Origin of the sequence: Pseudomonas sp. B26(2017), from assembly GCF_002113045.1 — a bacterium.
Taxonomy (GTDB): Bacteria; Pseudomonadota; Gammaproteobacteria; order Pseudomonadales; family Pseudomonadaceae; genus Aquipseudomonas.
In genome coordinates this window covers 24,972-49,673 of the sequence record NZ_NEJJ01000021.1, presented here as the reverse complement: position 1 = coordinate 49,673, position 24,702 = coordinate 24,972, and the positions used below count along the sequence as shown (strand labels likewise).

The following is a 24,702-nucleotide window of genomic DNA, read 5'->3' as shown; positions in this document are numbered from 1 at the left end:
GTAGTATCAGCATAGAATCATTCAGCAAAAACGGACGGTTTTTACCGCATGCAAAGCTTTGTCCTTCTGATCTGGTTGACGGCCTGCGCGGCCCAGGATGCCCGGCAACGAAGGATTGCCAACCCGCTGACGCTGGGCGCCGCCGCTTTCGCGCTGATCTATCTGTTGTCTTTCGGTACGACCTGGATGGGCGCCGAAGCCGTGCAGGGCGGCTGGGCCTGTGTCGTGGCGCTGGCGTTCACGCTGCCGGGGTATTTCATGGGACGAATGGGCGCAGGCGATGTGAAATTAATGACAGCTCTTGGCCTTTCGACGGACGGCTTGTCGCTGCTCGGGATCTTCATCGGCGCCGGTGCGGCGAGCGTGGTCTGGATGTTGGTGGCGCCAAGACTCTGGCTTCATATGAGTCAACGACTTAGAGATCGTCTTCGATATATGGCGCCATCCATGTCAAAAAAGCTGCCATTTGCGCCGTTCGTGCTGGTCGGCTTTGTGCTTGCGCTGCCCTGGATCCATTAGTCGCCAGATGCCACTAGTCTTATGTACATAGTCGGAAAGTGGGTCTACTTTCAAAGGAGCGAGTTATACAGCCAGTGGCTGACAGTACAGGAATGGTCAGTTTTGGCCTGGGCATGGAGTGGCACGTGAACAAGCTTACATCTGTGGTAAAAGTCCTCGTTGTCGATGATCAGCCTTTGATCGTCGAAGAGCTCTGTGAATTTCTCGAGAGCAGCGGCTACCGTTGCGTGCCGTGCAAGTCCAGCAAAGAGGCGATCGAGCGTTTTTCGGACGACATCGCGATCGGGCTGGTGCTTTGCGATTTGCACATGCCTGACATGGACGGCATTCAACTGGTGCAGGAGCTGCAACGGCTGGCCGGCAAACACCGGGCGTTCGAAGCCATCATGCTCACTGGTCGCGCCGACAAGCAGGACGTGATCAAGGCCTTGCGCGCCGGGATCGCCGACTACTACCAGAAACCGGTCAATCTGGATGAATTGCTCGAAGGCCTGCAACGCCAGGAAGCGATGCTGCAGGAACGGCAGAAAACCCTGCAACTGGGCCATCTGAATCAGAAGCTGCAGGACCTGTCGTCGTCCATCGATGATCTTTACCAGGATCTGGACAAAGTGCGGCGCGGGCCGGCGCCGGTCAGCGACGAAACCGCCCACGAAGCCGGTGAGCTGGAAATCCCGGCGATCTTCAATCAGCTCTCGCCACGGCAACTGGACGTGGCGCGCCTGGTGGGCAAGGGGCAGACCAATTATCAGATTGCCTGTGAGCTGGGCATTACCGAAAACACCGTGAAGCTCTACGTTTCGCAAGTGTTGCGCCTGACTCACATGCACAACCGCACGCAGTTGGCGTTGGCGTTGTCGCCGGGCAATCCCGGTTTGCGTCACCGGGTGACTGCCCACTGAAACGAACTGCCGGGCGCTCGTTTCAGCCGGCATTCATCTTCGGCTTGGGAAACAGGTTTTCGAGTGTTTCCAGCAGCCGCACGTGATAGATCGGCTTGCGGAACAGGTCCAGCACCTGCAACCGCAGCATGTCGCTCACGTCTTCCATGTCCGCATGCCCCGACGTCACGATCACCGGCAGATGCTGGCGCGAGGTGTGTTCGCGCAGGCGCTTGATCAGCGACATGCCACTTTCTTCCGGCATGCGCAGATCGGTGATCACCAGGGCGATATCGGGATGGCGGGTCAGGTGATGCAGGGCGAGTTTGACCGATGTGGCGGTATGGCAGACGAAGCCTTCGCCCTCCAGCAACTCCGCCAGCTCCAGCAACGCGTCCTCTTCGTCGTCAACCAGAAGCAACTGTTGGCGTGGGGAAGAAGACACGTTCATGGGCAGTACCTGAAAGCTGAATGGAAGAACGAGTGTAGCGCGACATCAGCAAGGTGCTGGCGGAACCGTGCTGTCGATCAAGGAACGGTTGGCCGGGTTTGCGCAGTGCCGCCCAGCGACACCAGAATGTTGTTGAAGGTGGCCAGCATCCGATCACCCAATGGAGTGACAAAAGTCACGACCACCACGGCGACCATGGCCACGACAATGGCGTATTCGATTGCCGAAGCGCCGTCTTCATGTTTGTAAAACAGCAGGGCTCTGGCCATTAAATAATCAACGATCATTCGAAACATGTGCCCACTCCTTTTTGCGCTCATGGTGCCGATGTAACAGCGGCGGCAAAGCGTTCGCCGTGCCATTTGAGCATTGTCAACAAACCCCTGCCCAACAACTGTAAGAACGGATTAGTCATAAAGGATTAGTCGCTCCGCCTTTCCCTGTATTTCGACTGTTAATTGGCCAGCACCCATACTTTCGTGGGTAATTTGCCTGTCAGTAATGGCGTTTTGGCTTGTTTCAGCTAGCTTGGAAATAGCGAAATCGTTGGTTGTTCATCGCTGCCTGATTGCGATATTCCCTTGACAGGAAGTGCGGCTGGTAGTGCAGGAAAGGGAGAGCCGTCGTGAACAGTCGTGTGACCATAGGCCTTGCAGCGGTGCTTTTACTGGGTGCCATCATTGTCGGATATTGGGGCCTGGTGCTCAGCCGGCAGCCCGCTCCGGTTGCGCAGGCTCCCACGCCGGCAGTGGTCGCCGTCGAAAACACCGTCGCTGCCGTCGAAGACCAGACCCGCCAGCCTGTCGTGGTGCTGGTACGTGATGTCCCGCCATTTACCCCACTCACCGCCGCGGATCTGGCTGTTGAAAAACTGCGCAGCGCCCCCGCCGGCAGCCTCGGCACCCTCGAACAGGCCGTGGGCCGTACACCGTGGCGCCAGCTGAGCGCCGGCACCTGGCTCAACGAAGAGAGCTTTCAGGCCGGCGGCACACTGGCGCGCATGATCCGCCGCGATGAGCGCGCGCTGGCGGTGTCGGTCGATGAAGTGATCGGTGCGGCCGGGCAGTTGATCCCCGGGGATTACGTCGATGTGCTGTTGTTCCTGCGCCAGGACGCCAGCAACCCGCAGCAGTCGGCACAGATTGTGGTGCCGGCCATGCGCGTGCTGGGTGTCGGCGAACAGTACGGCCTGACCAACGATGGCCAGCCTTCCGCTCCCGCCATGAGTGCCGACGACAAAATCAAGCAGGACCAGCGCCGACTCACCGCGCGCACCGTGGTGCTGGCGGTGCCTGAACAATTGTTGAGTCGAATGATGCTCGCCACTCAGGTCGGAACGTTGCGCCTGGCCGTGCGCAGCAGTGAAGAACAGCGCCTGGCCAAGTATTGGGCCGGCGAAAGTCAGGCACCGGAGAAACTGGTCGCCGCCAACAGCCAGCTTTTCCAGTTCACTCAGCTGGCGCTGGGGACGGCGCCGAAGGCTGCTACCGGTGGCAACCACGGCGGTGCGGTAAGGCCCGCAGTGGAAGTGATTCGCGGCAATCAGACCTCTCAACAAAACCCATGACTGAGCAAGGATCCAAGTGCATGCAAAGTCGTTCCTGGCCGACCTTCAATCCCGCGCTCCGGGCCTTGCTGCTGATGGGACTGTCAATCAATGCTGCGCACGCGGCCACCGGCAACTGCGCGGCCCTCGGGCGCTTGCCGCCGGTAATCGAAATCAACGAAGGCTGGCAGCAGGACATGCAATCCCCGGTGGCGATTACACGCCTGGCCATCGGCGATCCGAAAATCGCCGACGTGCATGCCAATGGCAATTCCTCGTTCCTGCTCACCGCCGTGGCGCCGGGCGCTACCAGTCTCATGGTCTGGACCGGCTGCTCCAGCGAGCCGCGCCAGAGCATGGTGTTCGTCAAGGGCGCCGCCACCTCGGCCCTGACCAGTACCGGTGCACTGCCGTCGGATGATGCGCTGTTGCCCTCGCAGGTGCAGACCGACATTCGCTTCGTTGAAGTCAGCCGCACCAAGCTCAAACAGGCCTCGGCTTCGCTGATCGGCACCCGTGGCAATTTCCTGTTCGGTTCACCCGGAACCCTGCCGACCATCGACGGCGTCCCGCAACCGCGACTGCCGGTGGACAACTCGCTGTTCAACTTCTCATGGATCGGCGGCAAGACCATGGCAATCATCAATGCCCTCGAAGGCAGCGGCTTCGCCTATACCCTGGCGCGGCCCAGCCTGGTGGCGCTCAACGGGCAGAGCGCAAGCTTCCTCGCGGGCGGGCAGATTCCGATCCCGGTGCCCAGTTCCGGCAGCGACAACGTGTCGATCGAGTACAAGGAATTCGGCATCCGCCTGACCCTGACGCCCACCATCATCAGCCACGATCGCATCGCCCTGAAGGTGGCACCGGAAGTCAGCGAACTGGATTTCAGCAACGCGGTGAACATCGCCGGCACCACGGTGCCGGCCCTGACCATCCGCCGCACCGACACCAGTATTTCCCTGGCCGATGGCGAAAGTTTCGTCATCAGCGGTTTGATCAGCACCACCAACAGTTCCCAGGTCGACAAATTTCCGGGGCTGGGCGACATCCCGGTGCTCGGGGCTTTTTTCAAAAGCTCGCAGATCAAACGCGAAGAGCGTGAGCTGCTGATGATCGTCACCCCGCATCTGGTGCGCCCGCTCTCGGCGGAAGCACAACTGCCGTCGTTGCCGGGTGAAAAACTGCGCAACTACGACCCCAATTTCTATCGCATGTTCTTCCTGGAAAACGGTAACTTCGACAAGCGCAGCGGGTTGTCCCAATGAGCCAGAGCCTGAGTCAGACCTTTCTCGCCATCACTCGCAACAACACCGATCTGGAGTGGCTGCAAAGCGCCCTCGCGCCCCTGGGCCAAGTGGTCAGTGCCGGTCCGGGCAGCCTCGACGAGTTGCTCGCGCTGGTGGACGTTACCTTCGCCAGTCTGGTGTTCGTCGGCCTCGACCGTGAGCACGTGGTGGCCCAGAGCGCGCTCATCGAAGGTGCGCTGGAGGCCAAGCCAATGCTGGCGATCGTTGCCCTGGGCGATGGCATGGACAACCAGTTGGTGCTCAATGCGATGCGCGCCGGCGCGCGGGATTTCGTCGCCTATGGTTCGCGCTCCAGCGAAGTGGCCGGACTCGTTCGCCGCTTGAGCAAACGTCTGCCGCCGGTGACCCACAACGCGCAACTGGGCGGGCTGACGGTGTTGTACGGCGTACAGAGCAGTTCGGACGGCGCGCTACTGGCCAACCATATGGCGCTGGTGGTGCAAAAAAGTGGACAGCAGACGCTGTTGCTGGACCTCGGGTTGCCCCGTGGCGACAGCCTGGCGCTGCTCGGGCTGGAGAGTTCGTTCCACTTTGGCGACGCCTTGCGCCACCTGCGCAGGCTCGACGCAACATTGATCGACAGTGCGTTCACCAGCGCTGAAGCGGGACTGCGGATTCTGGCGTACGCCGACAACGACGAGCCGCTGGAAAGCACCAGCGCCGCTGAGCTGTACATGCTGCTCAGCGCCTTGCGCCAACACTTCCAGCACATTGTCGTGAACCTCACCGGTCAGCCTGACAGCGAAGCGCTGCGCACCTTTGTCAGCCATTGCGACAAGCTGATCTGGTACACCGACCAGAATGTGCTCGATTGCCGACGCAACCTGGCGGTATTCAATCTGTGGCGCGAAAAAGGCATGAAGCTTGATCACGGACGGCTGCTGGTCGACCGCTATCTGAGCAACGTCGCGCCGGATGCGGACACCCTCGGCAAGACCTTCAACCTGGAAGTGATCGCGGTGCTGGCCTTCAGTCCGGAGCTGCGCCTGAACGCCAAGAACCAGGGCGTCAGTCTGTTTGAACTGGCCCCTCGGGAAAAACTCACTCAGAGTTTGCGAATGCTCGGCGAGCGGCTGGCCAAGCGCTCCGAAGGCCTGGCCAAACCCAAGGTCACCTGGTTCGACCGGTTGCGAGGCACCTCATGAGCCCGGAAAAACTCTTCGGTGCGCCGGCGCGGAGCCAGTCGGACAACACCGACCACGAAGGCCTGAAACTGGTCCTGCATCGCTACATCATCGATGCCATCGAGGAGTCCGGGAAAAACCTGCTGGAAGGTTCGCGGCAGTTGCTGGCGCAATTCGTCACCGACAAGGTCGCCGAATACATCGCCCGTTTGCACCTGGCGATTTCGCGTTACGAGATGGAGCGGCTGGCGGAAGAAATCGTCGATGAACTGACCGGATTCGGCCCGCTGGAAGTGTTGCTGCGCGACACCGCCGTGACCGAGATTCTGGTCAACGGCCCGCACCGGGTGTTCGTCGAGCGCGACGGTGTACTGCATCTGAGTGACCTGCGCTTCATCGATGCACACCACGTCGAGCGGGTCATGCAGCGCATTCTCGCGCCCCTCGGTCGGCGGCTGGACGAGTCTTCGCCGATGGTCGATGCGCGCCTGCCGGACGGCAGCCGGGTCAACGCGATCATCCCGCCGATCGCCCTCGACGGCCCCTGTCTATCGATTCGGAAATTCCGCAAGGACATGCTCAAGAGCAGCGACCTGATTGCGATGCAAACCATCGACCTGCCGATTTTCGAGTGCTTCCAGGAGGCCGTGGGCAAGCGCTGCAACATCCTGATCAGCGGCGGCACGGGTACCGGCAAGACCACGCTGCTGAACATTCTCAGCCAATTGATCAACCCTCATGAGCGACTGGTGACCATCGAAGACGTCGCCGAACTGCAGCTCGGCCACCCTCATGTTGTGCGTCTGGAAACCCGCCCGCCGAATGCCGAAGGCCATGGCGAGGTCAAGGCCAGCGACCTGATCCGCAACGCCCTGCGGATGCGCCCGGACCGGATCATTCTCGGCGAGATCCGGGGCGTCGAAGTGCTCGACGTGCTGACGGCGATGAACACCGGTCACGACGGCTCGATGAGCACAGTGCACGCCAACAACGCCCAGGATGCGTTGCTGCGTCTGGAAACCCTGGTCGGCCTGACCGGTCGCACGGTCGCCGAACGAACCCTGCGGCAGATGATCTGCGCGGCGCTCGACGTGATCATTCAGCTGACTCGCATGCCCGACGGCCGTCGCTGCGTCAGTGAAGTGGTGGAGGTGGTCGGTGTGCGCGAAGACGTTTATGTCACCAATACCCTGTTCCGTCTGGATCGACGCACCGGTTTCGGCTTTCTGCGCGAAGCGGTCAACCCGGCCGGGGACAAGTTGCGGCACGAATCGAGTCTGGGCTGAACGCATGGAGCCTTCGTCATGATCGGACCGGTGATCCTGATCGTCCTCTGCCTGTTGTTGCTGGGGCTGTCGATTCGCCTGTTCCTGCAGGGCGTGCGCAAGACTGCCAACGAACGGGTGCTCTCTCGCCTCGCCGCCGGGCAACCCCAGGGAGTTGCCGAAAAAACCTCGTGGACCGGGCTTGAACGGATGTTTCTGCGGGCGGGCCTCGGCCGGCCGAGCGAACGTTTCGGGCTTTGGCTGTCGTTGTGGGTCGTGGCCATGATGCTCGGTTATCTGCTGGCGGAATGGGTCGGTCTGTTGGTGCTGATATTGGCGCCGCCGCTGATCCTGCGGCTGTATATCGCGTGGCTGTATCGGCGCAGGCTCAACCGGATGATCGAACAGTTGCCGCAGTTGCTCGATCACACCGTGCGCAGTCTCAAGTCCGGCCGGACCCTGAGCGATGCGGTGATGGGCGGCATCGAAACCAGTGAGGATCCGTTGAAAACCGCGATGGGCCGGGTACAGCGCAACGTGCAGCTGGGGGTGAACCTGCCGGACGCGGTCAGCGATTTCGCCGAGCTCTACGAGCAGGACGAACTGCGCATGTTCGCCCTGGGCCTGAAGGTCAACCATCGCTATGGCGGCAATGCCAGCGAGTTGCTGGAGAACCTGATCAAACTGATTCGCGAACGCGACCAGGGAGCCCGCCAACTGCGTGCGCTGACTGGCGAAACCCGGATGACTGCGTGGGTACTCGGATCGCTGCCGGTGATCCTGGTCAGTTACTTCATGCTGACCAATCCCGGCTACATGCTCGGCATGTGGAACGACCCGGGCGGTCGGACCATGCTGATTGTCGCGGTGGTGTTGCAGGTTTCCGGTTGCCTGGCGCTGTGGCGCATGTTGAGGAGTGTCTGACATGCTGATCCTGGCCAGTCTCATGCTGTTGCTCGGGGCACTGTTGCTGGTCGGCAATCACCTGTTGACCGAGCGGCGCCGGGTGCGTCAGGTCAACGAGCGCTTGCAGGGGCAACTGGTGCGCGAGAGCCGTTTCGGCAACTGGCTACGGGCACTGGGCAGCAGCCGCTTCGGCCAGCGCTCGGTGAGCATCGACAGTGAAACCCAGACCCTGCTCAGCCGCCTCGGCTGGCGCCGGGCCAGCGAGCGCTCGCTGTTTGCCGCCTGCCAGATCGGTACACCGCTGCTGACACTGGGGCTTGGCCTGTTTCTGAAAGAAGTGTTTTTCCCCCTCGCACCCAACGGCTGGCTGGTGCCGATGATTGCCACCGGCGTCGGTTATTTGCTGCCCAAACGCCTGCTGGCGTATGCCGCTGCCCGCCGGCAGAAAATCATTGCGGTGGAAGTGTCGACGTTCATTCCGCTGCTGCGGATCCTGTTCGAGTCCGGCATGGCCGTCGAACAGGCCCTGCGCGTGCTCAGCACCGAAGGGCAGAAACTGCTGCCGGAGCTGACCAGCGAACTGCGTCTGATTCTGGCCCGTGTCGACTCGGGCCTTGAACTGGGGCAGGAGCTGAACAAGGCAGCCGCAATGCTGGCGGTTGATGAGTTCACCGACACCTGCGTGATCCTGCAACAACTGATTCAACAGGGCGGCGGCGCGATGAAATCGCTGCTGACGCTCAAGCAATTGCTGGATGACCGACGCCTGACACGCTTGCAGGAGTACATCTCGAAGATGTCGGCAAAGATGTCGGTGGTCATGATGCTGCTCCTGTTTCCGGCCTTGCTGATCGTGCTGGCGGGGCCCGGTTTTACCGCAATTACCCGGGCGTTTGCGTCCTGATAATGACAATGGCAATGGAGAGCGATGGATGAAAGCACTGATGGTCGTGGCAAGTCTGTTGCTGCTCGGCGGTTGCGCAACGGACGGTCAGGCGCCGTGGACAACGATGCTGGCGCCGGCCAGTTGCAGCAAGTTGAGCTCCGAACAGGAGTTGTCGTTGAACCTGGCCGATGATCTGGTCAATGACGGCAAGCTGCACGCCAGCCTGGCCAACCTGCAGGGCCTGCCCGACAACCTCGTCGAGGTGCGGCTGCGCAAGGCCAAGGTCTATCGCCTGCTGGGGCGCAGCGAAGCCGAGCCGTTGTATCGCAGCCTGCTCGGCACCTGTCTGAACGCCGACGCCGAACATGGCCTGGGCCAGTTGTACGCCGCCCGTGGCGACAACGGCCAGGCGCAGGCTCACCTGCAACGGGCGGCGCGGCTGGCGCCGACCAATGAAAACATCCGCAACGATCTGGGCGTGGTGTACCTCAATCAGCTGCGGCTCGAAGACGCTCGCTTCGAGTTTCTGACGGCCATCGAGTTGAAGCAGAACAATCAGTTGGCGACGCTGAATCTGGTCACTCTGCTGCTCTACCAGAACAACTGGCAGCAGGCTGCGGAAGTGGTCAGCCGCGCGCACCTGACCCCGGAACAGTTCTCCGATGCCCAGGAGCGCGCGGAGAAACTCAAGTCGCCGGTCAAGGCCGGACCGGTCGCTGGCAATCAGGTCGCGGTGGCGGCTGACGCCCAACCGGCGACGATCAAGTGAGCTTCAAGGAGGTGCCATGAACACGTTCAAGACGCTGTGCTGCCTGAGCCTGCTGAGTCTGCCGCTCGGCGCACTGGCCATCGACGCCGGCCCGGCATCGGCCCAGCAGCAGGAAACCGAAGGCTGGCTGTTGCTGCAAAGCCGCAACAAGGCTGCGTCCCCCGATCCGCAGGCGGCCACGGCCACGGAGCGCGAGCTGGCAATGCAGCGCTGGCTGAAGAAGTACAAGTATGAAATCCCCGACTTCTACGAGCCGGATGCCGGGGGCAAGATCGAGACCGGTAACTGACGCGTCGCAGGCAACGGCGTTGCCTGCGACGGCGGTCTACAACTGATAGCTGAAACTGATGCTGTAGCGCGGCCGGCGATTGAAGGTGTCCAGCGCTTCATCCGACATCGCCTTGGCCGCCTCCAGGGCAATGTTGTAGTACTTCGCATCGCCGAATCGCAGGCCGACCGCCGCCGATGACAGGTTGTTGGCCTGCACCGGCAATTCGTTGAACCAGCTGCGCGAGCGGTCGAGCACGAAGTACGGTTGCAGGATGCGCACCCAGTTGCCGTCGCGGTTGAAACTGTAGTTGATCTCGTAAGCCACGCCCCAGCCCTTGTCGCCCGACGCCTGATCGTCGGGATAACCGCGGCCGAAATTCTGCCCGCCGAACACCGCACGTTCGCTGTCGGGCAGGGTGTCGCGGCTCCAGTACAACGCAGCCGACAGCACCCCTTGCCAATTGTCGAAGAACTTGTCGCTCTGCACCCCCGACAGACGCACCCGGAAGAAGTCGAGGTCGATGGCGTTGTTGTTGGTGTGTGCTCCCATGCTGTCGAAGCCCTGGTACACGCCACCACTGAGAATGCGCAGTTGTCGGGCATCGACCTTGCGCCAGTCGCTTTCGAAGGCGAGGGCGCGGATGTCGGTGCGTTCTTCGACGCTCAGGGGGTAGCCGATCACCTTGTAGCGGGTCTTGTCGTTGACGGCGTACAAGCGCGATCCGGCAGTCAGCAGTTCATCCGAAGCGGCAATCAGCGGCAGGGTGAAACCGAGCGAATAACGGTCGTTTTCACGGTGGGGCTTGAGTTCCAGTCCATTGCTCAACTGCACATTGGTGCCGGGATCGGCCCGGTAGCGTGAGGCCGAAAGGTTCAATTGCGCGCCTTCGTCATTGATGAACTGGTTGTAGTCCAGCCGGTAGTAATGCTCGTGATCATCTCCCGGCGGAAACAACCCGCTGAGGCTCAGCTGTTCGCCCATCGACGTTTGTGAATTGCTGCTGACGCCGAGCAATGCCTGGGTGCCGTTGCGGTTGTCTTCGGTGGTGCTCAGGGTGCTGGTGAACGGTTTGCGGCTGGCCTGGGCCACCAGCGTCGTTGCGCCGTCGGTGGTGCCGGGTGGTGGCACCTGGGCCTGGATCGTCACGCCGGGAATGCGGGTCATCAGCGTGGTGTAGCGCTCGAACGTCTTGCGCGTCAGCGGGCGTTCGGCCTGGAGCTTGGCGGCCAGTCGCTCGAGCAGGGCTTTGACCCGTCCGACGTCGCCCGCGATCTGCACGTCGCGGACGTAGCCTTCCACCAGCACCACGCGCGCCACACCGTCATCGAAAGTCTGCTGTGGCAGGAAAGCGTAGGACAGCAGATAACCGTCCTGTTGATAACGACGGGTGATGTTGCGAGTGGCCTCGATCAGGTCGGCGAGACTGCTCTGGCGGCCGATCAGGGGTTTGTAGATTTCGGCCAGTTCGTTCAGCGGGTAAAGCGTGCCGCCTTCGATCTGCACGGTCCTGAGGTTGATCCTGGTACTCATCAGCAACGGCTGGGCGGCCGTGGCGCCGGGCTCCGGCACTTGCAGCGGCGCGGCGTTTGGCCGGTAGGCGTCGGCGGGCAGGTTCGGCACCGGCAGATTGCGTATGGTTTCGTTGCTGTTGAGAAAGCTGGGCAGGGTATCGGCGAGGGCTGTGGAACTGAGACTGACAAACAGCAGGGATGCCATAACGCGCATAGGACACTCCATGTTCAACCCCCAGCACCGGGCGGGTTTCTCCTAAGAAAAAAGCGGAAGACTCGTGGGAATCTTCCGCCCTCAACCAAGCGTAGGCGCTGTAGGTTCGGCCGTCGAATCGGCCAGGTGCAAATCAGCGTTTGTTGCCGCCCAGGGCACCGGTCAGGCCGCCGAGGACGCCACCCAGTCCGCCGCCGGTTCCGGTGGTGGTGCCGCCGTTGACCAGCCCGCCCACCGCAGTGACGGTGTTGCCCACTGTGGTGACGGTGTTGCCGACCGCCGCCACTACCGGGTTGCTGTTGGTGCCGGCAATCGTGTTGCCGAGGTTGCCGACAGCACCGCCGACCTGGCCGGTGAGGCCGGCAACCGGGGTACCCAGCCCGGTGGCGGCGCCGACATTCTGGGTCAGGCTGGTGACCGCCGTGGTGACCGGAGCAAGTCCGGCACCCACGTTGTTGCCCAGAGTGGCCAGGGGAGTGGTCGGGCTGGTGATCGGCGTGCCCGAACCGCCGAGCACAGTGTTGAGCGAGGCCACGGTATTACCCGCCGCCGCCAGTACACCACCCGGTGCGGCGAGGCTGCCGTTGCCGCTGCTCAACCCGGCGCCGACATTCACGACCGCGCCACCAACGGTTTGCAGCAAGCCATTGTTGCCCAGACCGCCACCGACGCCGGTTCCCGAACCGGTTCCGTTGTCCACCAGTCCGCCGGCCTTGCCGACAGCGGTGCCGACGTTGCTCAAGGCCCCGCCGACTGTGTTGGTCAGTGCATTGCCGTTGCCGGCGCCAGTGACTTTGTCGCCCACGCCATCGACCGTGGTGCCGACTTTCTGCAGCAGGCCGTTCACGGGAGCACCCAGCCCCGTGGCACTGCCGAGTTTGTCCGTGGTGCTTTCGACCATGGCGATCACCGGCACCAGTTTGCTGCCGACCTCTTTGGTCACCGAGCCGAGTGGGCCGGTGGTGGTAGCGGTGCTGAGGGTGTCGCCGAGCATGGTGACTTTTTCGCCGACGCCATTGAGCACCGGTGCCACACGGGTGACGACGCCGCCGACCACCGGAACGCTGCCCGTGGCCGTCGCCAGTTTGCCGCTCAGGTCGGACACGCCGTTGCCCACATCCTGCACCACGCCGCCGACTGCCGAAGCGGTGACGCCCAGGCCATTGTCGGTGGTCGCCAGTTTGCCGATGCCGTTGGCTACGCCGTCACCCAGCGTGGTCACTACGTTGCCGGCAGTCCGGGCCGCGCTTTGCACCACGCCGCCAACCACCGGCACGCCGCTCAGGGAATCACCGACCTGACCGACACCATCACCCACTCCGCTGACGGTATTGCCGACGTCCTGCACCAGCGTGGTGGTGACCAAAGGCGTCGGTGTACTCGGATTGGTGGGGTTGGTCGGGTCCGTCGGGTCGGTTGGATTGGTCGGATTGGTAGGATCGGTCGGGGTCGTCGTGCCGCCAGTTCCGCCGGTACCGCCCGTGCCCGCCGTGCCTCCAGAGCCTGCGGTACCGCCCGTGCCGCCGGTGCCCGCCGTCGAACTGTCGGGGGACGAACTGCCGGAGCTGCTGTGATGACCGCCGCCGCCACTGCTGCAACCGGCCAGACCGAGGGAGAGAATGAGGGCGAGTGCTGTTGCCGATTTGCACCAAGACGCTTGAACTTTCATCTGAGTTTTCATGAGCGTTATTCCTTGCACCTGTCACAACGTTCGTTGTCTTCGACGGCTTGCCGGTTCTGTTGCCGGCAATGCCTTCGTCCGTTGTGTTCATATCAGTCGCAAGGCTGGATCGACGCCATTCTCCAGTTGGTATTAACGCCTTTATGCAGGCGGCCGCGAATGCCGCCTAACGACTAATACCGAGGATATAGGCGCGCAAAAAAAAGCCTTGAAAATCAAGGCTGGAAATTCGGCGACGTCGCGTGTGCGGCGCGGGAAAACTTAAGTGATATATACACAATTAATCAGGTTTTCCCGCCCTCGATGTCAGGCAACCGGCTGCCAATTGCCCACCATGTGCTCCAGATCCGTGGCGCCGATCAGACGCAACTCACCGCTGGAACCGGCAGCGCTGGCGAACAGGCTCACCTCGCTCGGCAGGCGCACCGGTTTGCGAAAGTGCACGGTGACTTCAAGGTTGGCCTTGGGCAGATGATCTGCCAGCGCTGCCAGGCTGCGGGCCTTGTTCCACAAACCGTGAGCGATGGCTGTCGGGAACCCGAACAGTTTGGAACTGGCGGCACTCAGGTGAATCGGGTTGTAGTCGCCGGATACTTTCGCATACTGCCGGCCGATGTCCGCCGGCGCCTTCCACTGCGCCACTTGAGCGAGGGGCAGTGCCGGCTCCCAGCTTTTCTCCACCGGTTCGCCTTCCAGCTTCACGCTGCGACAGAGCATCCGGCTTTCGGCTTCCCACAACGGGCCAAGTTGATCGTCCAGGGTGGTCAGCAGATCGAAGGTCGCGCCTTTGGGATGCGGTTGCAGGTTATGCACCCGGACGCTGACTTGCGCGCGACTGATTCCGCCCATTGGTCGCAATACGCGGATGCGGTTGCTCAGATGAATCAGCCCCAGCAAAGGGAACGGAAACTCTTTGGCCGTCAGCAGTTGCATCTGCAAGGCGAACGCCAGGATATGCGGATAGGTCGGCGGCAGCAGGCCGTCATCGGCGAACCCGCAGACTTTGCGATAGGCCGCCAGACGTTTGCCATCCACCTCGACGGCGCAACGCAAACCTTTGTCAGGCAGGGTGGTGCCGGTGATTTTGCGTCGGGTCGCCGCCCGGGCGTACAGCCCCGGCAGGCTCGGTTCGTGGTGCAGCGTTTGCCATTCGATGGTCATGTTCAGGCCCCCAGAACGCTTTGGCCGCAGACCCGCAACGCTTGCCCGGTGAATGCGCCGGTGCCCGGTTGTGCCAGCCACGCCACGGCTTCGGCGACGTCTTGCGGCAGGCCGCCCTGGCCCAGCGAACTCATGCGCCGCCCGGCTTCGCGCAGACCGAACGGAATGTGCGCGGTCATCTGGGTCTCGATGAAACCCGGCGCCACGGCATTGATGCTGATGCCGCGTTCCAGCAGGGTCGGCGCCCAGGCCTGGGCCAGCCCGATCAACCCGGCCTTGCTCGCCGCGTAATTGGTCTGCCCGCGATTGCCGGCAATGCCGCTGATCGACGCCAGCAGAATCACCCGCGCGTTATCGTGCAGGGTGCCGCTGTCGAGCAGGGCCTTGGTCAGCACTTGCGGCGCGTTGAGATTGACGGCCAGCACTGCGTCCCAGAACTCGGGTGTCATGTTGGCCAGGGTCTTGTCGCGGGTGATGCCGGCGTTGTGCACCAGAATGTCGAGGCCGTCCGGCAGCTGTCCGGTCAGTTGCGCGGCGGCGTCTTCGGCGCAGATGTCGAGGGTGATGGCGCGCCCGCCGAGGCGGGCGGCCAGGGCTTCGAGATCGGTTTTTGCGGGCGGCACGTCGAGCAGGATCACCTCGGCACCGTCACGGGCCAGGGTTTCGGCGATGGAGGCGCCGATGCCGCGCGCTGCCCCGGTGACCAGCGCCTTGCGCCCGGCCAATGGGCGCGTCCAGTCGGTGACTTGAGTGGCGCAGGCCGTCAGCCGGATCACTTGTCCGGAGACGAACGCGCTTTTCGGCGAGAGGAAAAACCGCAGCGGCCCTTCGAGCTGATCCTCGGCACCTTCGCCGACGTAGATCAGTTGCAAGGTGCCGCCGCTGCGCAGTTCCTTGGCCAGTGAGCGCGAGAAGCCTTCAAGCGCTCGCTGCGCGCTGGCGGCAAACGGTTCACGCAGAGTTTCCGGGGCGCGGCCGAGAATCACCAGGTGCGCGCTGCTGTCGAGGTTCTTCATCAGCGGCTGGAAGAACTCGCGCAGTTGCTTGAGCTGGTCGGTGTGCTGCAAATCGCTGGCGTCGAACACCACGGCCTTGAGTTTCGGGCCATGGCCGGGAATCCATTGGGTGGCGGCCGCAGGCTGGTCGCCGTAGCGGTAGATCGCGTCGGTCAGGCGGTTGGCGAATGCGCTGACCCGCTCGGCCAGCGGCCCGCCGCCGATCAGCAGTGCACCGTCCACCGGCCGCAGGCGCCCGGCCTGCCAGCGTTCCAGCCGCACCGGCGACGGCAGGCCCAGGGCCCCGACCAGACGGTGGCCGATGGACGAGTTGGCGAAGTCGATATAGCGGTCAGACATGGAACGCTCTCCAGAAGATGGGGTTCAAAGTGTGGACTGCGAAGGGCAATCAATCGTTCGATCCACGCAATAAGGCCTACGCTAGAACAGCAGAGTAGTTTGCCCTCGGCGCTTTTGTGGCCCGACGGGATTTTCAGTGCCCGATTTTCAGACTGGATATTTCACAAGGAGCATTTCATGAGTCAGCTGCGCCGCGTCGCGATCATTGGTGGCAACCGCATTCCGTTCGCCCGCTCCAACGGGCCCTATGCCACCGCGAGCAATCAGGTGATGCTCACCGCCGCCCTCGAAGGCCTGATCGAACGCTACAACCTGCACGGCCAGCGCATCGGCGAAGTGGTCGCAGGCGCGGTGCTGAAATTGTCACGGGATATGAATCTGACCCGCGAATGCGTGCTCGGCTCGCGCCTGTCACCGGCCACTCCGGCCTATGACATCCAGCAGGCCTGCGGCACCGGTCTGGAAGCCGCGCTGCTGGTAGCGAACAAGATCGCCCTCGGCCAGATCGACTGCGGCATTGCCGGCGGCGTCGACACCACGTCGGACGCGCCGATCAGCGTCAGCGAAGGCCTGCGCAAAATCCTTCTGCAAGCCAACCGCGCCAAGACCACCGGCGACAAGCTCAAGACCTTTCTGCAACTGCGTCCGAAACACCTGATCCCCGAATTCCCGCGCAACGGCGAACCGCGCACCGGCCTGTCGATGGGCGAGCACTGCGAGTTGATGGCGCAGACCTGGAACATCCCCCGCGAAGAACAGGATCAACTGGCCTTCGAAAGCCACCACAAACTGGCGGCGTCCTACAGCGAAGGCTGGCATAACGACCTGATGACCCCGTTCCTCGGCCTGACCCGCGACAACAACCTGCGTCCGGACCTGACCCTGGAAAAACTTGCGACCCTGAAACCGGCTTTCGAGAAAAGCGCCAAGGGCACCCTGACCGCCGGCAACTCCACGCCGCTGACCGATGGTGCCTCGGTGGTGTTGCTGGGCAGCGAAGACTGGGCGAAGGAGCGCGGCTTGCCGATCCTTGCGTATCTGCGCGACGGCGAGGCGGCGGCGGTGGATTTCGTCAACGGTGCCGAAGGACTTTTGATGGCGCCGGTGTACGCGGTGCCACGGCTGTTGGCACGCAACGGCCTGACCTTGCAGGACTTCGACTACTACGAAATCCACGAAGCATTTGCCGCACAAGTGTTGTGCACGTTGAAGGCCTGGGAAGATCCGGAGTACTGCAAGACGCGGCTGGGGCTGGACGCTCCGCTGGGATCGATTGATCGCAGCCGCTTGAACGTCAAGGGCAGCTCCCTGGCGGCGGGGCATCCGTTTGCCGCGACAGGCGGGCGGATCGTGGCGAACCTGGCGAAGTTGCTGGATGCGGCGGGACAGGGGCGGGGGTTGATTTCGATTTGTGCGGCCGGGGGGCAAGGTGTGACGGCGATCATCGAACGCTGACAGAACAACAATCCCCTCTCCTGAAGAGAGGGGATTGCAAAGGTTACTCAGGTACGGAACCTGCGCACCAACCCATCCAGCTCATTCGACAACCCCGCCAGACTCTGCGAATCCAGCCGCGCCGAATTCGCCAGCTCCGCCACCAACTGCGCATCACCATGAATCTGGCTGATGTGCCGATTGATGTCCTCGGCCACCTGATGCTGCTCTTCCGCCGCAGTCGCGATCTGAGTGTTCATGTCACGAATCACATCCACCGACTCACGAATCTGCCCAAAGCTCTCCCGCGCCTCACCAATCCGTGCCACCGATTGCTGCGACACATCAAGACTGGCGCGCATCTGCTGGGTCACCGCGCTGGTGCGCTTCGCCAGATTGCCCAGCAGCCCGTCGATCTCAGCCGTCGAATCCGCCGTGCGTTTGGCCAATGCGCGAACCTCATCGGCGACCACCGCAAATCCGCGCCCCTGCTCACCGGCCCGCGCTGCTTCGATAGCCGCGTTGAGCGCCAGCAGGTTGGTCTGTTCGGCGATGGAGCGGATGGTGCCGAGGATCGACTGGATGTCGTTGCTGTCGCGTTCCAGTTGCTGCATCGACTGCGCCGATTGCTCCAGTTCCTGGCTCAGTTGGTCGACGCTGTGCACCGCCGCATCGATCTGCTGCTGACCTTCGCGGGCCTGGCGCTGGCCGCTGTCGGCCGACTCGGCTGCCTGGCTGCACGAGCGGGCGACTTCGTTGGCGGTGGCGACCATTTCGTGGAATGCGGTCGAGACCATGTCCACCGCTTCGCGCTGGCGTCCGGCGGCTTCGGCCATATCGCCGGAGACCCGGGTCGAGCTCTGCGAAGTGGCGAGGATTTTTCCGGCCGCGCCGCCGATGTGCTGGATCAGGCTGCGGATCGCGGTGAGGAACTGGTTGAACCAGTTGGCCAGTTGCGCGGTTTCGTCGCTGCCACGGATGTCGAGGCTCTTGGTCAGGTCGCCTTCGCCCTGGGCGATACCTTCCAGACCGCTGGCCACGCTGCGGATCGGCCGCACGATAAGGCTGGCGAAACTGGCGCCGACGACCGCGAAAAATGCTGCCAGCACCGCCGCGATGATCGCGATCAGCCAGGTCAGTTGAGTGGCGGAACTCATCACTTCGTTCTGTTTGATCAGGCCGATGAAGGTCCAGCCCAATTGCTCCGACGGCCAGACGTTGGCCATGTAGCGTTCGCCGTTGAGCTCGACCTCCACCAGGCCTTTGCCGGCCTTGGCCAGTTGCGCGTAACCGTCGCCGAGGCTGTCGAGCTTCTTGAAGTTATGCTCCGGTTGCTTCGGATCGACCAGCACCGTGCCGGTGTTTTCCATCAGCATCAGGTAACCGCTTTCACCGAGCTTGATCTGTTTGACGATCTCGGTCAGTTGCTTGAGCGACACGTCAATGTTGACCACGCCACCCTGGGCGCCCAACTGGTTGGCCACCGCGCGCACGGTACTGACCAGTACCGCGTCATCGCCGGCCCAGTAATAGGCTTCGGTGCGCAGGGTCTTGCCCGGGTTGGCCATGGCGGTCTTGTACCACGGGCGGGTACGCGGGTCGTAGTTGGCCATTTTCGGGTCGCCCGGCCAGAACGCGTAGCCGCCGCTGCTCAGGCCATAGGAAACGTAGGAGTAGGCCGGGTGGGATTTCGCCAGCCCTTCGAACAGGGCAAACAGTTGCTTGTCGATCTCGCCATCCGAGGTATCGGAGGCATTGGCACTCATGCGACTGCGCACACTGCCGTCGGCGTTCTTGACCAAAGGCTGCGCCGCCAGGTAATCGACGTTCTGGCTGATGCCGTCGAAAAACAGCTGCATGGCGTTGCTGACCTGACGGATCTCGCGCCCGCTGCTGTCGACAAAATCGTCCCGGGCATCGCTGCGCAGGTTCAGTACCACCAGGGTGGCGACCAGCACCACGGGCAAGCAGGCGATGATTGCAAACGCCCAGGTCAACTTCTGTTTGATGTTCATCCGCGCTCCAGATTTTCTTGTAGGCCCACGCAGTGCAGATGACTCGCGGTTATTGGCAGCCGAAAAACGTATTTCTCACCCGTTTCCTTGAGTGCGACATCGAAGATTTTTTTTGAAACGATTGTCGGACAAATTCCTCTGCCTCAAAGGAATTCGGCCGCGCGCGAGGGAAATTGAGGCTGCAAAAGAAAATTAATGTGAGCGGTGTTCGGCGGGATGTCAGATTCTGTCGCAAATGCTCTCAAGGCCTGTCGCCAACAACTCCGACAGCCTCGGCTATGATTCGCAGCGGTCGATAAAGAGGCGGATCGGCCCGGTTTATCCGGCACAGTGTGTGCATCCACAGGTTCACAGGTCGGCAACCCCTCCCCGTGATGCGAGGATTGCCGTATAACGAGTGACATTCGCGTGTTTGGTAATAAAGGACCCACAATAAAAGCTGATGAAGACTCCAAAACGCATTGAACCCCTGATCGAGGACGGTCTGGTCGACGAAGTGCTGCGTCCACTCATGAGTGGCAAAGAAGCAGCTGTTTATGTGGTGCGCTGCGGCAATCAGTTACGTTGCGCAAAGGTCTACAAGGAGGCGAACAAACGCAGTTTCCGCCAGGCGGCCGAGTATCAGGAAGGCCGCAAGGTGCGCAACAGCCGACAGGCCAGGGCGATGGCCAAGGGTTCCAAATTCGGGCGCAAGGAAGCCGAGGACGCCTGGCAGAATGCCGAAGTCGCGGCGCTGTTCCGCCTGGCCAACGCCGGGGTGCGAGTGCCCAAGCCGTACGACTTCCTCGAAGGCGTGCTGCTGATGGAGCTGGTGGCCGACGAATACGGCGACGCCGCACCGCGTCTGAATGATGTGGTGCTGGAGCCGGATCAGGCTCGCGAATATCACGCGTTCCTGATTTCGCAGATCGTGCTGATGTTGTGTACCGGTCTGGTGCACGGTGACCTCTCGGAGTTCAACGTGCTGCTGACCCCGACCGGGCCGGTCATCATCGACCTGCCGCAAGCGGTGGACGCCGCCGGCAACAACCACGCGTTCAGCATGCTCGAACGTGACGTCGGCAACATGGCGGCGTACTTCGGCCGCTTCGCTCCGGAGTTGAAGAAGACCCGATACGCCAAGGAAATGTGGGCGTTGTACGAAGCCGGTACGTTGCACCCGGCCAGCGTGCTGACCGGCGAGTTCGACGATCCCGAGGACCTGGCCGATGTCGGCGGGGTGCTGCGCGAGATCGAAGCGGCGCGTCTGGATGAGGAGCGCAAGCGAGCCATCCGCGCGGCGGACGACGAGCCCAAGGGCAAGTCCGACGAACCGCCTCCGCCACCGTGGATGCAGTGAGCATCTGAAATGGGAAACCCGGCTTCGGCCGGGTTTTACACATTCAAGGATTGATTGTGAGCACCACTTCGCGCAATGCCCGGCTGATCATCACCGCGCGGCTGATTTCCGATTTCGGCGCGTTCCTCAACATGGTTGCGCTGGCCACGTATGTCTACCTGCTGAGCAACAGCGCGGTGAGCGTGGGGATCTTTCTCGCCAGTCGGGTGGGCGGGGGAATTTTCGCCAGCCTGATCGGCACCGCGTTTTATCGTCGATGCAGCGGTCGCTGGCCGTTGATTGCCTTCGATCTGCTGCGCGCCGCTGTGCTCGGTTTATTGCTGATCGTGCCGGTCAGTCAACAGGCGTTGTTGCTGCCGCTGATTGCGTTTGGTCTGGGTTTTGGCAATTCGATGTTCGCCATCGGCCTCAACAGCCAGCTTGCGCGATTGATCGATCCTGCGCGGTTGCTCAAGACCAATGCCTGGATCACGTCCGCCTCCTCCATGGCGATGGTCGTCGGCAGTCTGGTGTCCGGGTTGCTGGTTGCAGGGTTTGGCTTTGAAACGGTGTTTGCGCTGAACGCGCTGACCTATCTGTTGGCGGCGCTGTTGATTGCGCCATTGCGGTTCAACGCACCGGAGCCGGTGGCCGAATCCAGCGCCAGACAGGGTGAGTGGTCGGCGTTGTTGCAAGGCCTGCGCAGTGCCCCGGTGGTGGCCGCGATGCTGGCGGTGACCATGGCCGACACCCTTGGCAGCGCTGCGCACAACGTCGGTTTTCCGATCATTTCCAGACTGCTGACACCGGACGCGGCGAGCACCACGCTGGGCCTGATGCTCGCGGCGTGGGCCGTCGGCAAACTGCTCGGTGCGCGGATTGCCAGTCGCCTGAACGGCTCGGAAAACATCCATCTGGAGCGTCGCTATTTCGGCGGCGTGTTGTTGATGTCCTGCGGCTTCATCCTGATGTTCCAGCAGCACAGCGTCATCGGTCTGTTGCTGTTTTCGCTGCCGGCCGGATTGGGTGACGGGTTCTCGGAAGTCTGCCTGATGTCACGGCTGCAACGGGAGCCGGAGCCTTTGCGCCTGCCGATCTTCAGTTTCCTGACGCTGTTGCAGATGAGCGGGTTCGGCGTCGGCATGCTGATCGCCGCACCGTTCTATGAGTGGTGGGCGCCGGGGGCCGTGGTGTTGCTGTTCCACGGCATTCCCCTCGCCACGGTGCTGTCGATGAAAGCCCTGCTGCTCAGGCGCGAGCGGGTTGCGCGCAGCAGCCCGACGCGAGTTCCTTGAGGATCGGGCAGTCCGGGCGGTGGTCGCCGTGGCAGTGTTCGACCAGATCCTGCAGGGTGTCGCGCAGTTCGCCGAGTTCGCGGATCTTTTGATTCAGCTCGTCGATGTGCTGGCGGGCCAGAGCCTTCACATCGGCGCTGGCGCGCTGGCGGTCCTGCCAGAGCATCAGCAACTTGCCGACTTCCTCCAGCGAAAATCCCAGGTCCCGCGAGCGCTTGATGAACGCCAGCGTGTGCAGGTCATCGTCGCCGTAGATGCGATAGCCACTGTCGGTGCGATGGGCAGCCTTGAGCAGACCGATCGACTCGTAATACCGGATCATTTTCGCGCTCAGGCCACTGTGGCGGGCCGCTTGGCCGATGTTCATCGGTTGTCCTCCAGATCCTCGGGTTTCCAGGTTTTCAACAGTAGCGCATTGCTCACCACGCTGACGCTCGACAGGGCCATCGCCGCACCGGCCAGCACCGGATTGAGAAAGCCGAACGCCGCCAGCGGAATGCCGATCAGGTTGTAGACAAAGGCCCAGAACAGGTTCTGGCGGATCTTCGCGTAAGTCTTGCGGCTGATTTCCAGCGCCGCCGGCACCAGTCGCGGATCGCCGCGCATCAGGGTGATGCCGGCGGCGTGCATGGCCACGTCGGTGCCGCCGCCCATGGCGATGCCGATATCGGCAGCGGCCAGCGCGGGGGCGTCGTTGATGCCGTCGCCGACCATGGCCACGACCCCGGTTTTTTTCAGCTCGGCGACGGTGGCGGCTTTTTCCGCCGGCAGCACTTCGGCGTGGACGTTTTCGATGCCCAGCGCTTCGGCGACGACGCGAGCGCTGCCACGGTTGTCGCCGGTCAGCAGGTGGCTGTGGATGTGCTGGGCCGCCAGTTGTTGCACCGCGTGCAGCGCGCCGGGCTTGAGGGTGTCGCCGAAGGCGAACAGACCGAGCACGCGGGGCTCGGGGCTTTGCTCGATCAGCCAGGACAGTGTGCGGCCTTCGGTTTCCCAGGCCTTCGCGGACTCGCTCAGGTTTCCGGCGTTCAGACCGCTTTCTTCCAGCAAGCGACGATTGCCCAGCGCCAGGCGTCGGCCGTCGAGGCTGCCGGCGATGCCGCGTCCGGTCAGGGACTGGCTGTCGCTCACGTCCGGTACGTTCAGGCTGCGTTCGGCGCAGGCATCCAGCACCGCTTTGGCCAGCGGATGTTCGCTGCCGCGTTGCAGTGCGCCGGCCGCTGTCAGCAGGGCGTTTTCGTTACCGTCGATTGCACTGAAATGCGCAATGCGCGGCGTGCCGGAGGTCAGAGTTCCAGTCTTGTCGAACACCACGGCGCTGACTTCATGGGCGCGCTCCAGAGCTTCGGCGTCCTTGATCAAAATCCCGTGCCGCGCGGCCACGCCAGTGCCGGCCATGATGGCGGTCGGTGTCGCCAGGCCGAGGGCGCAGGGACAGGCGATAACCAGTACCGCGACGGCGTTGATCAGCGCGGTTTCCAGTGGTGCGCCATACAACCACCAGCCGATCAGCGTGGCCAGGGCCAGCAGCAGAACCGTCGGCACAAACACCTGGCTGACTTTATCCACCAGTTTCTGGATCGGTGCTTTCGCGGCCTGGGCGTCCTCCACCAGACGGATGATCCGCGCCAGTACGCTTTCCGCGCCGAGCGCCGTGGTGCTCACCAGCAGGCGGCCTTCGCCGTTGATCGCACCGCCGGTGACCTTGTCGCCCGGTTGCTTGGGCACCGGCAGGCTTTCGCCGCTGATCAGCGCTTCGTCGGCGTGGCTCTGGCCTTCCAGCACTTCGCCGTCCACCGGGAAACGTTCGCCGGGTTTGACCAATACCCGATCGCCAAGGCGTAGAGCGCTGATGGCAACGTCCTGTTCACGGCCATCGATGATTTGAATCGCCCGTTCTGGCCGCAACGCTTCCAGTGCGCGGATGGCGCTGGCGGTCTGGCGTTTGGCGCGGCTTTCCAGGTATTTGCCGAGCAGTACCAGCGCGATGACCACTGCCGAGGCCTCGAAATACAGATGCGGCATGCGCCCGGCAGCGGTCGCCCATTCATAGAGACTCAGGCCATAACCGGCGCTGGTGCCCAGCGCTACCAGCAAGTCCATGTTGCCGGCTCCGGCGCGCACGGCTTTCCAAGCGGCCATATAGAACCGCGCACCGAAGATGAACTGCACCGGGGTCGCGAGGGCGAACTGCGCCCAGGCCGGCAGCATCCAGTGAATGCCGAACGGTTGCAGCAGCATCGGCAGCACCAGCGGCAGGGCGAGGGCGATGGCGCAGATCAGCGCCCAGCGCTCATGGTTCAGGCGTTGCTGGCGATTGTCAGATTGAGGGTGTTCAAGTTCGAAGAGGCTGGCCGAATAACCGGCCTTGTTCACGGCGGCGATCAAGGTTTGCGGGTCGACCGCGCCGAGCAATTCAAGATGAGCGCGCTCATTGGCGAGGTTGACGCTGACGCTTTTCACCCCCGCAACCTTGTTCAGGGCGCGTTCGACACGACCCACGCAGGACGCGCAGGTCATGCCGTCGATGTTCAATTCCACGGTGTGCTGCGGCACGCTGTAACCGGCGCGTTCGACTGCCTCGACCAGCGCCGGCAGACTGTCGCCGGGGGCCTGCACCCTGGCCTGCTCGGTGGCGAGGTTGACGCTGACGGCACTGGCGCCGCTGACTTTGCTCAGCGCCCGCTCGACACGGCCGGCGCAACTGGCGCAGGTCATGCCGCTGATGGGCAGATCAAACGTGATGGAATCGGACATCGGTCGTACTCCCTGTAGTGGATGCCTACAGGATCA

Annotated in this window: 22 protein-coding genes and 1 pseudogene; 13 read left to right on the top strand and 10 right to left on the bottom strand. The window is 62.6% G+C overall.

Annotated elements, in window-relative coordinates; all coding sequences use genetic code 11:
* The first annotated feature begins 48 nt into the window (after positions 1 to 48).
* A complete protein-coding gene (locus CAF79_RS26045; protein WP_085700966.1) occupies positions 49 to 519 on the top strand; it encodes a prepilin peptidase in 471 nt (156 codons plus the stop codon).
* A 125-nt stretch (positions 520 to 644) separates the two neighbouring features.
* The gene (locus CAF79_RS26040) at positions 645 to 1,421 is read left to right on the top strand and encodes a response regulator transcription factor (RefSeq protein ID WP_085701022.1); all 777 of its coding nucleotides are present in this window, start codon (positions 645 to 647) and stop codon (positions 1,419 to 1,421) included.
* Between the two features lie 22 nt (positions 1,422 to 1,443).
* On the opposite strand, the gene CAF79_RS26035 is transcribed toward CAF79_RS26040, so the two are convergent.
* On the bottom strand, positions 1,444 to 1,851 hold the full coding sequence (locus CAF79_RS26035) for a response regulator (RefSeq protein ID WP_085684903.1): 408 nt from the start codon (positions 1,849 to 1,851) through the stop codon (positions 1,444 to 1,446).
* 77 nt (positions 1,852 to 1,928) lie between these two features.
* On the bottom strand, positions 1,929 to 2,147 hold the full coding sequence (locus CAF79_RS26030; protein ID WP_256579500.1) for a Flp family type IVb pilin: 219 nt from the start codon (positions 2,145 to 2,147) through the stop codon (positions 1,929 to 1,931).
* A gap of 329 nt (positions 2,148 to 2,476) precedes the next feature.
* On the opposite strand from CAF79_RS26030, the gene cpaB reads away from it, so the two are divergent.
* From cpaB to CAF79_RS25990, 8 genes are read left to right on the top strand one after another with little or no spacing between them, the layout of a single operon-like run.
* Complete coding sequence (cpaB, locus tag CAF79_RS26025; RefSeq protein WP_085700965.1) at positions 2,477 to 3,418, top strand: Flp pilus assembly protein CpaB; 942 nt, start codon at positions 2,477 to 2,479, stop codon at positions 3,416 to 3,418.
* 20 nt (positions 3,419 to 3,438) lie between these two features.
* The gene (locus tag CAF79_RS26020) at positions 3,439 to 4,662 is read left to right on the top strand and encodes a type II and III secretion system protein family protein (RefSeq protein ID WP_085700964.1); all 1,224 of its coding nucleotides are present in this window, start codon (positions 3,439 to 3,441) and stop codon (positions 4,660 to 4,662) included.
* A complete protein-coding gene (locus CAF79_RS26015) occupies positions 4,659 to 5,849 on the top strand; it encodes a pilus assembly protein (RefSeq protein ID WP_085700963.1) in 1,191 nt (396 codons plus the stop codon). The genes CAF79_RS26020 and CAF79_RS26015 overlap by 4 nt, the downstream gene beginning before the upstream one ends.
* Positions 5,846 to 7,114: a CpaF family protein gene (locus tag CAF79_RS26010; RefSeq protein ID WP_085700962.1), complete on the top strand. Its 1,269-nt coding sequence runs from the start codon at positions 5,846 to 5,848 to the stop codon at positions 7,112 to 7,114. Before CAF79_RS26015 ends, CAF79_RS26010 begins: the two co-directional genes overlap by 4 nt.
* 18 nt (positions 7,115 to 7,132) lie before the next feature.
* Positions 7,133 to 8,017, top strand: coding sequence for a type II secretion system F family protein (locus CAF79_RS26005; protein ID WP_085700961.1), 885 nt, complete (start codon positions 7,133 to 7,135; stop codon positions 8,015 to 8,017).
* A gap of 1 nt (position 8,018) precedes the next feature.
* Positions 8,019 to 8,903 carry a type II secretion system F family protein gene (locus CAF79_RS26000; RefSeq protein ID WP_085700960.1) on the top strand — a complete coding sequence of 295 codons (885 nt, stop codon included), beginning with the start codon at positions 8,019 to 8,021 and terminating at the stop codon, positions 8,901 to 8,903.
* 28 nt (positions 8,904 to 8,931) lie between these two features.
* Complete coding sequence (locus CAF79_RS25995; protein WP_085700959.1) at positions 8,932 to 9,654, top strand: tetratricopeptide repeat protein; 723 nt, start codon at positions 8,932 to 8,934, stop codon at positions 9,652 to 9,654.
* Positions 9,655 to 9,670: 16 nt separating this feature from the next.
* Positions 9,671 to 9,943, top strand: a complete 273-nt coding sequence (locus CAF79_RS25990) for a DUF3613 domain-containing protein (protein ID WP_085700958.1) — start codon at positions 9,671 to 9,673, stop codon at positions 9,941 to 9,943.
* A gap of 36 nt (positions 9,944 to 9,979) precedes the next feature.
* On the opposite strand, the gene CAF79_RS25985 is transcribed toward CAF79_RS25990, so the two are convergent.
* The 4 genes from CAF79_RS25985 to CAF79_RS25970 form a co-directional block, all read right to left on the bottom strand.
* Entirely contained in the window at positions 9,980 to 11,650 is a 1,671-nt protein-coding gene (locus tag CAF79_RS25985) for a ShlB/FhaC/HecB family hemolysin secretion/activation protein (protein ID WP_085700957.1), read from the bottom strand.
* Positions 11,651 to 11,783: 133 nt separating this feature from the next.
* Positions 11,784 to 13,331, bottom strand: coding sequence for a collagen-like triple helix repeat-containing protein (locus CAF79_RS25980; RefSeq protein WP_170929798.1), 1,548 nt, complete (start codon positions 13,329 to 13,331; stop codon positions 11,784 to 11,786).
* A gap of 306 nt (positions 13,332 to 13,637) precedes the next feature.
* Positions 13,638 to 14,492: a MaoC family dehydratase gene (locus tag CAF79_RS25975; protein WP_085700956.1), complete on the bottom strand. Its 855-nt coding sequence runs from the start codon at positions 14,490 to 14,492 to the stop codon at positions 13,638 to 13,640.
* Between the two features lie 2 nt (positions 14,493 to 14,494).
* The gene (locus tag CAF79_RS25970; protein ID WP_085700955.1) at positions 14,495 to 15,847 is read right to left on the bottom strand and encodes a 3-oxoacyl-ACP reductase; all 1,353 of its coding nucleotides are present in this window, start codon (positions 15,845 to 15,847) and stop codon (positions 14,495 to 14,497) included.
* A 177-nt stretch (positions 15,848 to 16,024) separates the two neighbouring features.
* On the opposite strand from CAF79_RS25970, the gene CAF79_RS25965 reads away from it, so the two are divergent.
* Positions 16,025 to 17,302 (top strand): acetyl-CoA C-acetyltransferase, encoded by a 1,278-nt coding sequence (locus CAF79_RS25965; protein WP_085700954.1) that lies wholly within the window; start codon positions 16,025 to 16,027, stop codon positions 17,300 to 17,302.
* Positions 17,303 to 17,349: 47 nt separating this feature from the next.
* On the opposite strand, the gene CAF79_RS29825 is transcribed toward CAF79_RS25965, so the two are convergent.
* Both CAF79_RS29825 and CAF79_RS29820 read right to left on the bottom strand, forming a co-directional pair.
* Complete coding sequence (locus CAF79_RS29825) at positions 17,350 to 18,078, bottom strand: methyl-accepting chemotaxis protein (protein ID WP_371320909.1); 729 nt, start codon at positions 18,076 to 18,078, stop codon at positions 17,350 to 17,352.
* 129 nt (positions 18,079 to 18,207) lie between these two features.
* Positions 18,208 to 19,140 (bottom strand): annotated as a pseudogene (locus tag CAF79_RS29820) (cache domain-containing protein); the annotation flags it as partial.
* 598 nt (positions 19,141 to 19,738) lie between these two features.
* Here CAF79_RS29820 and CAF79_RS25955 point away from each other — a divergent pair.
* On the top strand, positions 19,739 to 20,635 hold the full coding sequence (locus CAF79_RS25955) for a PA4780 family RIO1-like protein kinase (RefSeq protein WP_085700952.1): 897 nt from the start codon (positions 19,739 to 19,741) through the stop codon (positions 20,633 to 20,635).
* Between the two features lie 56 nt (positions 20,636 to 20,691).
* Entirely contained in the window at positions 20,692 to 21,909 is a 1,218-nt protein-coding gene (locus tag CAF79_RS25950) for an MFS transporter (protein WP_085700951.1), read from the top strand.
* On the opposite strand, the gene cueR is transcribed toward CAF79_RS25950, so the two are convergent.
* Positions 21,863 to 22,276: a Cu(I)-responsive transcriptional regulator gene (gene cueR, locus CAF79_RS25945; RefSeq protein WP_085700950.1), complete on the bottom strand. Its 414-nt coding sequence runs from the start codon at positions 22,274 to 22,276 to the stop codon at positions 21,863 to 21,865. The two genes, CAF79_RS25950 and cueR, sit on opposite strands and share 47 nt — an antisense overlap.
* The gene (locus CAF79_RS25940) at positions 22,273 to 24,666 is read right to left on the bottom strand and encodes a heavy metal translocating P-type ATPase (RefSeq protein WP_085700949.1); all 2,394 of its coding nucleotides are present in this window, start codon (positions 24,664 to 24,666) and stop codon (positions 22,273 to 22,275) included. The genes cueR and CAF79_RS25940 overlap by 4 nt, the downstream gene beginning before the upstream one ends.
* Positions 24,667 to 24,702: the final 36 nt, after the last annotated feature.

Bases quoted from the DNA above. Each gene is read 5' to 3' on its own strand.
- CAF79_RS25985 (WP_085700957.1), bottom strand. From the start codon at position 11,650: ATGCGCGTTATGGCATCCCTGCTGTTTGTCAGTCTCAGTTCCACAGCC.
- CAF79_RS26045 (WP_085700966.1), top strand. From the start codon at position 49: ATGCAAAGCTTTGTCCTTCTGATCTGGTTGACGGCCTGCGCGGCCCAG.
- CAF79_RS25970 (WP_085700955.1), bottom strand. From the start codon at position 15,847: ATGTCTGACCGCTATATCGACTTCGCCAACTCGTCCATCGGCCACCGT.
- CAF79_RS25995 (WP_085700959.1), top strand. From the start codon at position 8,932: ATGAAAGCACTGATGGTCGTGGCAAGTCTGTTGCTGCTCGGCGGTTGC.
- CAF79_RS26015 (WP_085700963.1), top strand. From the start codon at position 4,659: ATGAGCCAGAGCCTGAGTCAGACCTTTCTCGCCATCACTCGCAACAAC.
- cueR (WP_085700950.1), bottom strand. From the start codon at position 22,276: ATGAACATCGGCCAAGCGGCCCGCCACAGTGGCCTGAGCGCGAAAATG.
- CAF79_RS26035 (WP_085684903.1), bottom strand. From the start codon at position 1,851: ATGAACGTGTCTTCTTCCCCACGCCAACAGTTGCTTCTGGTTGACGAC.
- CAF79_RS29825 (WP_371320909.1), bottom strand. From the start codon at position 18,078: ATGGTCTCGACCGCATTCCACGAAATGGTCGCCACCGCCAACGAAGTC.
- CAF79_RS25975 (WP_085700956.1), bottom strand. From the start codon at position 14,492: ATGACCATCGAATGGCAAACGCTGCACCACGAACCGAGCCTGCCGGGG.
- CAF79_RS26000 (WP_085700960.1), top strand. From the start codon at position 8,019: ATGCTGATCCTGGCCAGTCTCATGCTGTTGCTCGGGGCACTGTTGCTG.
- CAF79_RS26010 (WP_085700962.1), top strand. From the start codon at position 5,846: ATGAGCCCGGAAAAACTCTTCGGTGCGCCGGCGCGGAGCCAGTCGGAC.
- CAF79_RS26030 (WP_256579500.1), bottom strand. From the start codon at position 2,147: ATGTTTCGAATGATCGTTGATTATTTAATGGCCAGAGCCCTGCTGTTT.
- CAF79_RS26005 (WP_085700961.1), top strand. From the start codon at position 7,133: ATGATCGGACCGGTGATCCTGATCGTCCTCTGCCTGTTGTTGCTGGGG.
- CAF79_RS25965 (WP_085700954.1), top strand. From the start codon at position 16,025: ATGAGTCAGCTGCGCCGCGTCGCGATCATTGGTGGCAACCGCATTCCG.
- CAF79_RS25980 (WP_170929798.1), bottom strand. From the start codon at position 13,331: ATGAAAACTCAGATGAAAGTTCAAGCGTCTTGGTGCAAATCGGCAACA.
- CAF79_RS25940 (WP_085700949.1), bottom strand. From the start codon at position 24,666: ATGTCCGATTCCATCACGTTTGATCTGCCCATCAGCGGCATGACCTGC.
- CAF79_RS26020 (WP_085700964.1), top strand. From the start codon at position 3,439: ATGCAAAGTCGTTCCTGGCCGACCTTCAATCCCGCGCTCCGGGCCTTG.
- CAF79_RS25955 (WP_085700952.1), top strand. From the start codon at position 19,739: ATGAAGACTCCAAAACGCATTGAACCCCTGATCGAGGACGGTCTGGTC.
- CAF79_RS25990 (WP_085700958.1), top strand. From the start codon at position 9,671: ATGAACACGTTCAAGACGCTGTGCTGCCTGAGCCTGCTGAGTCTGCCG.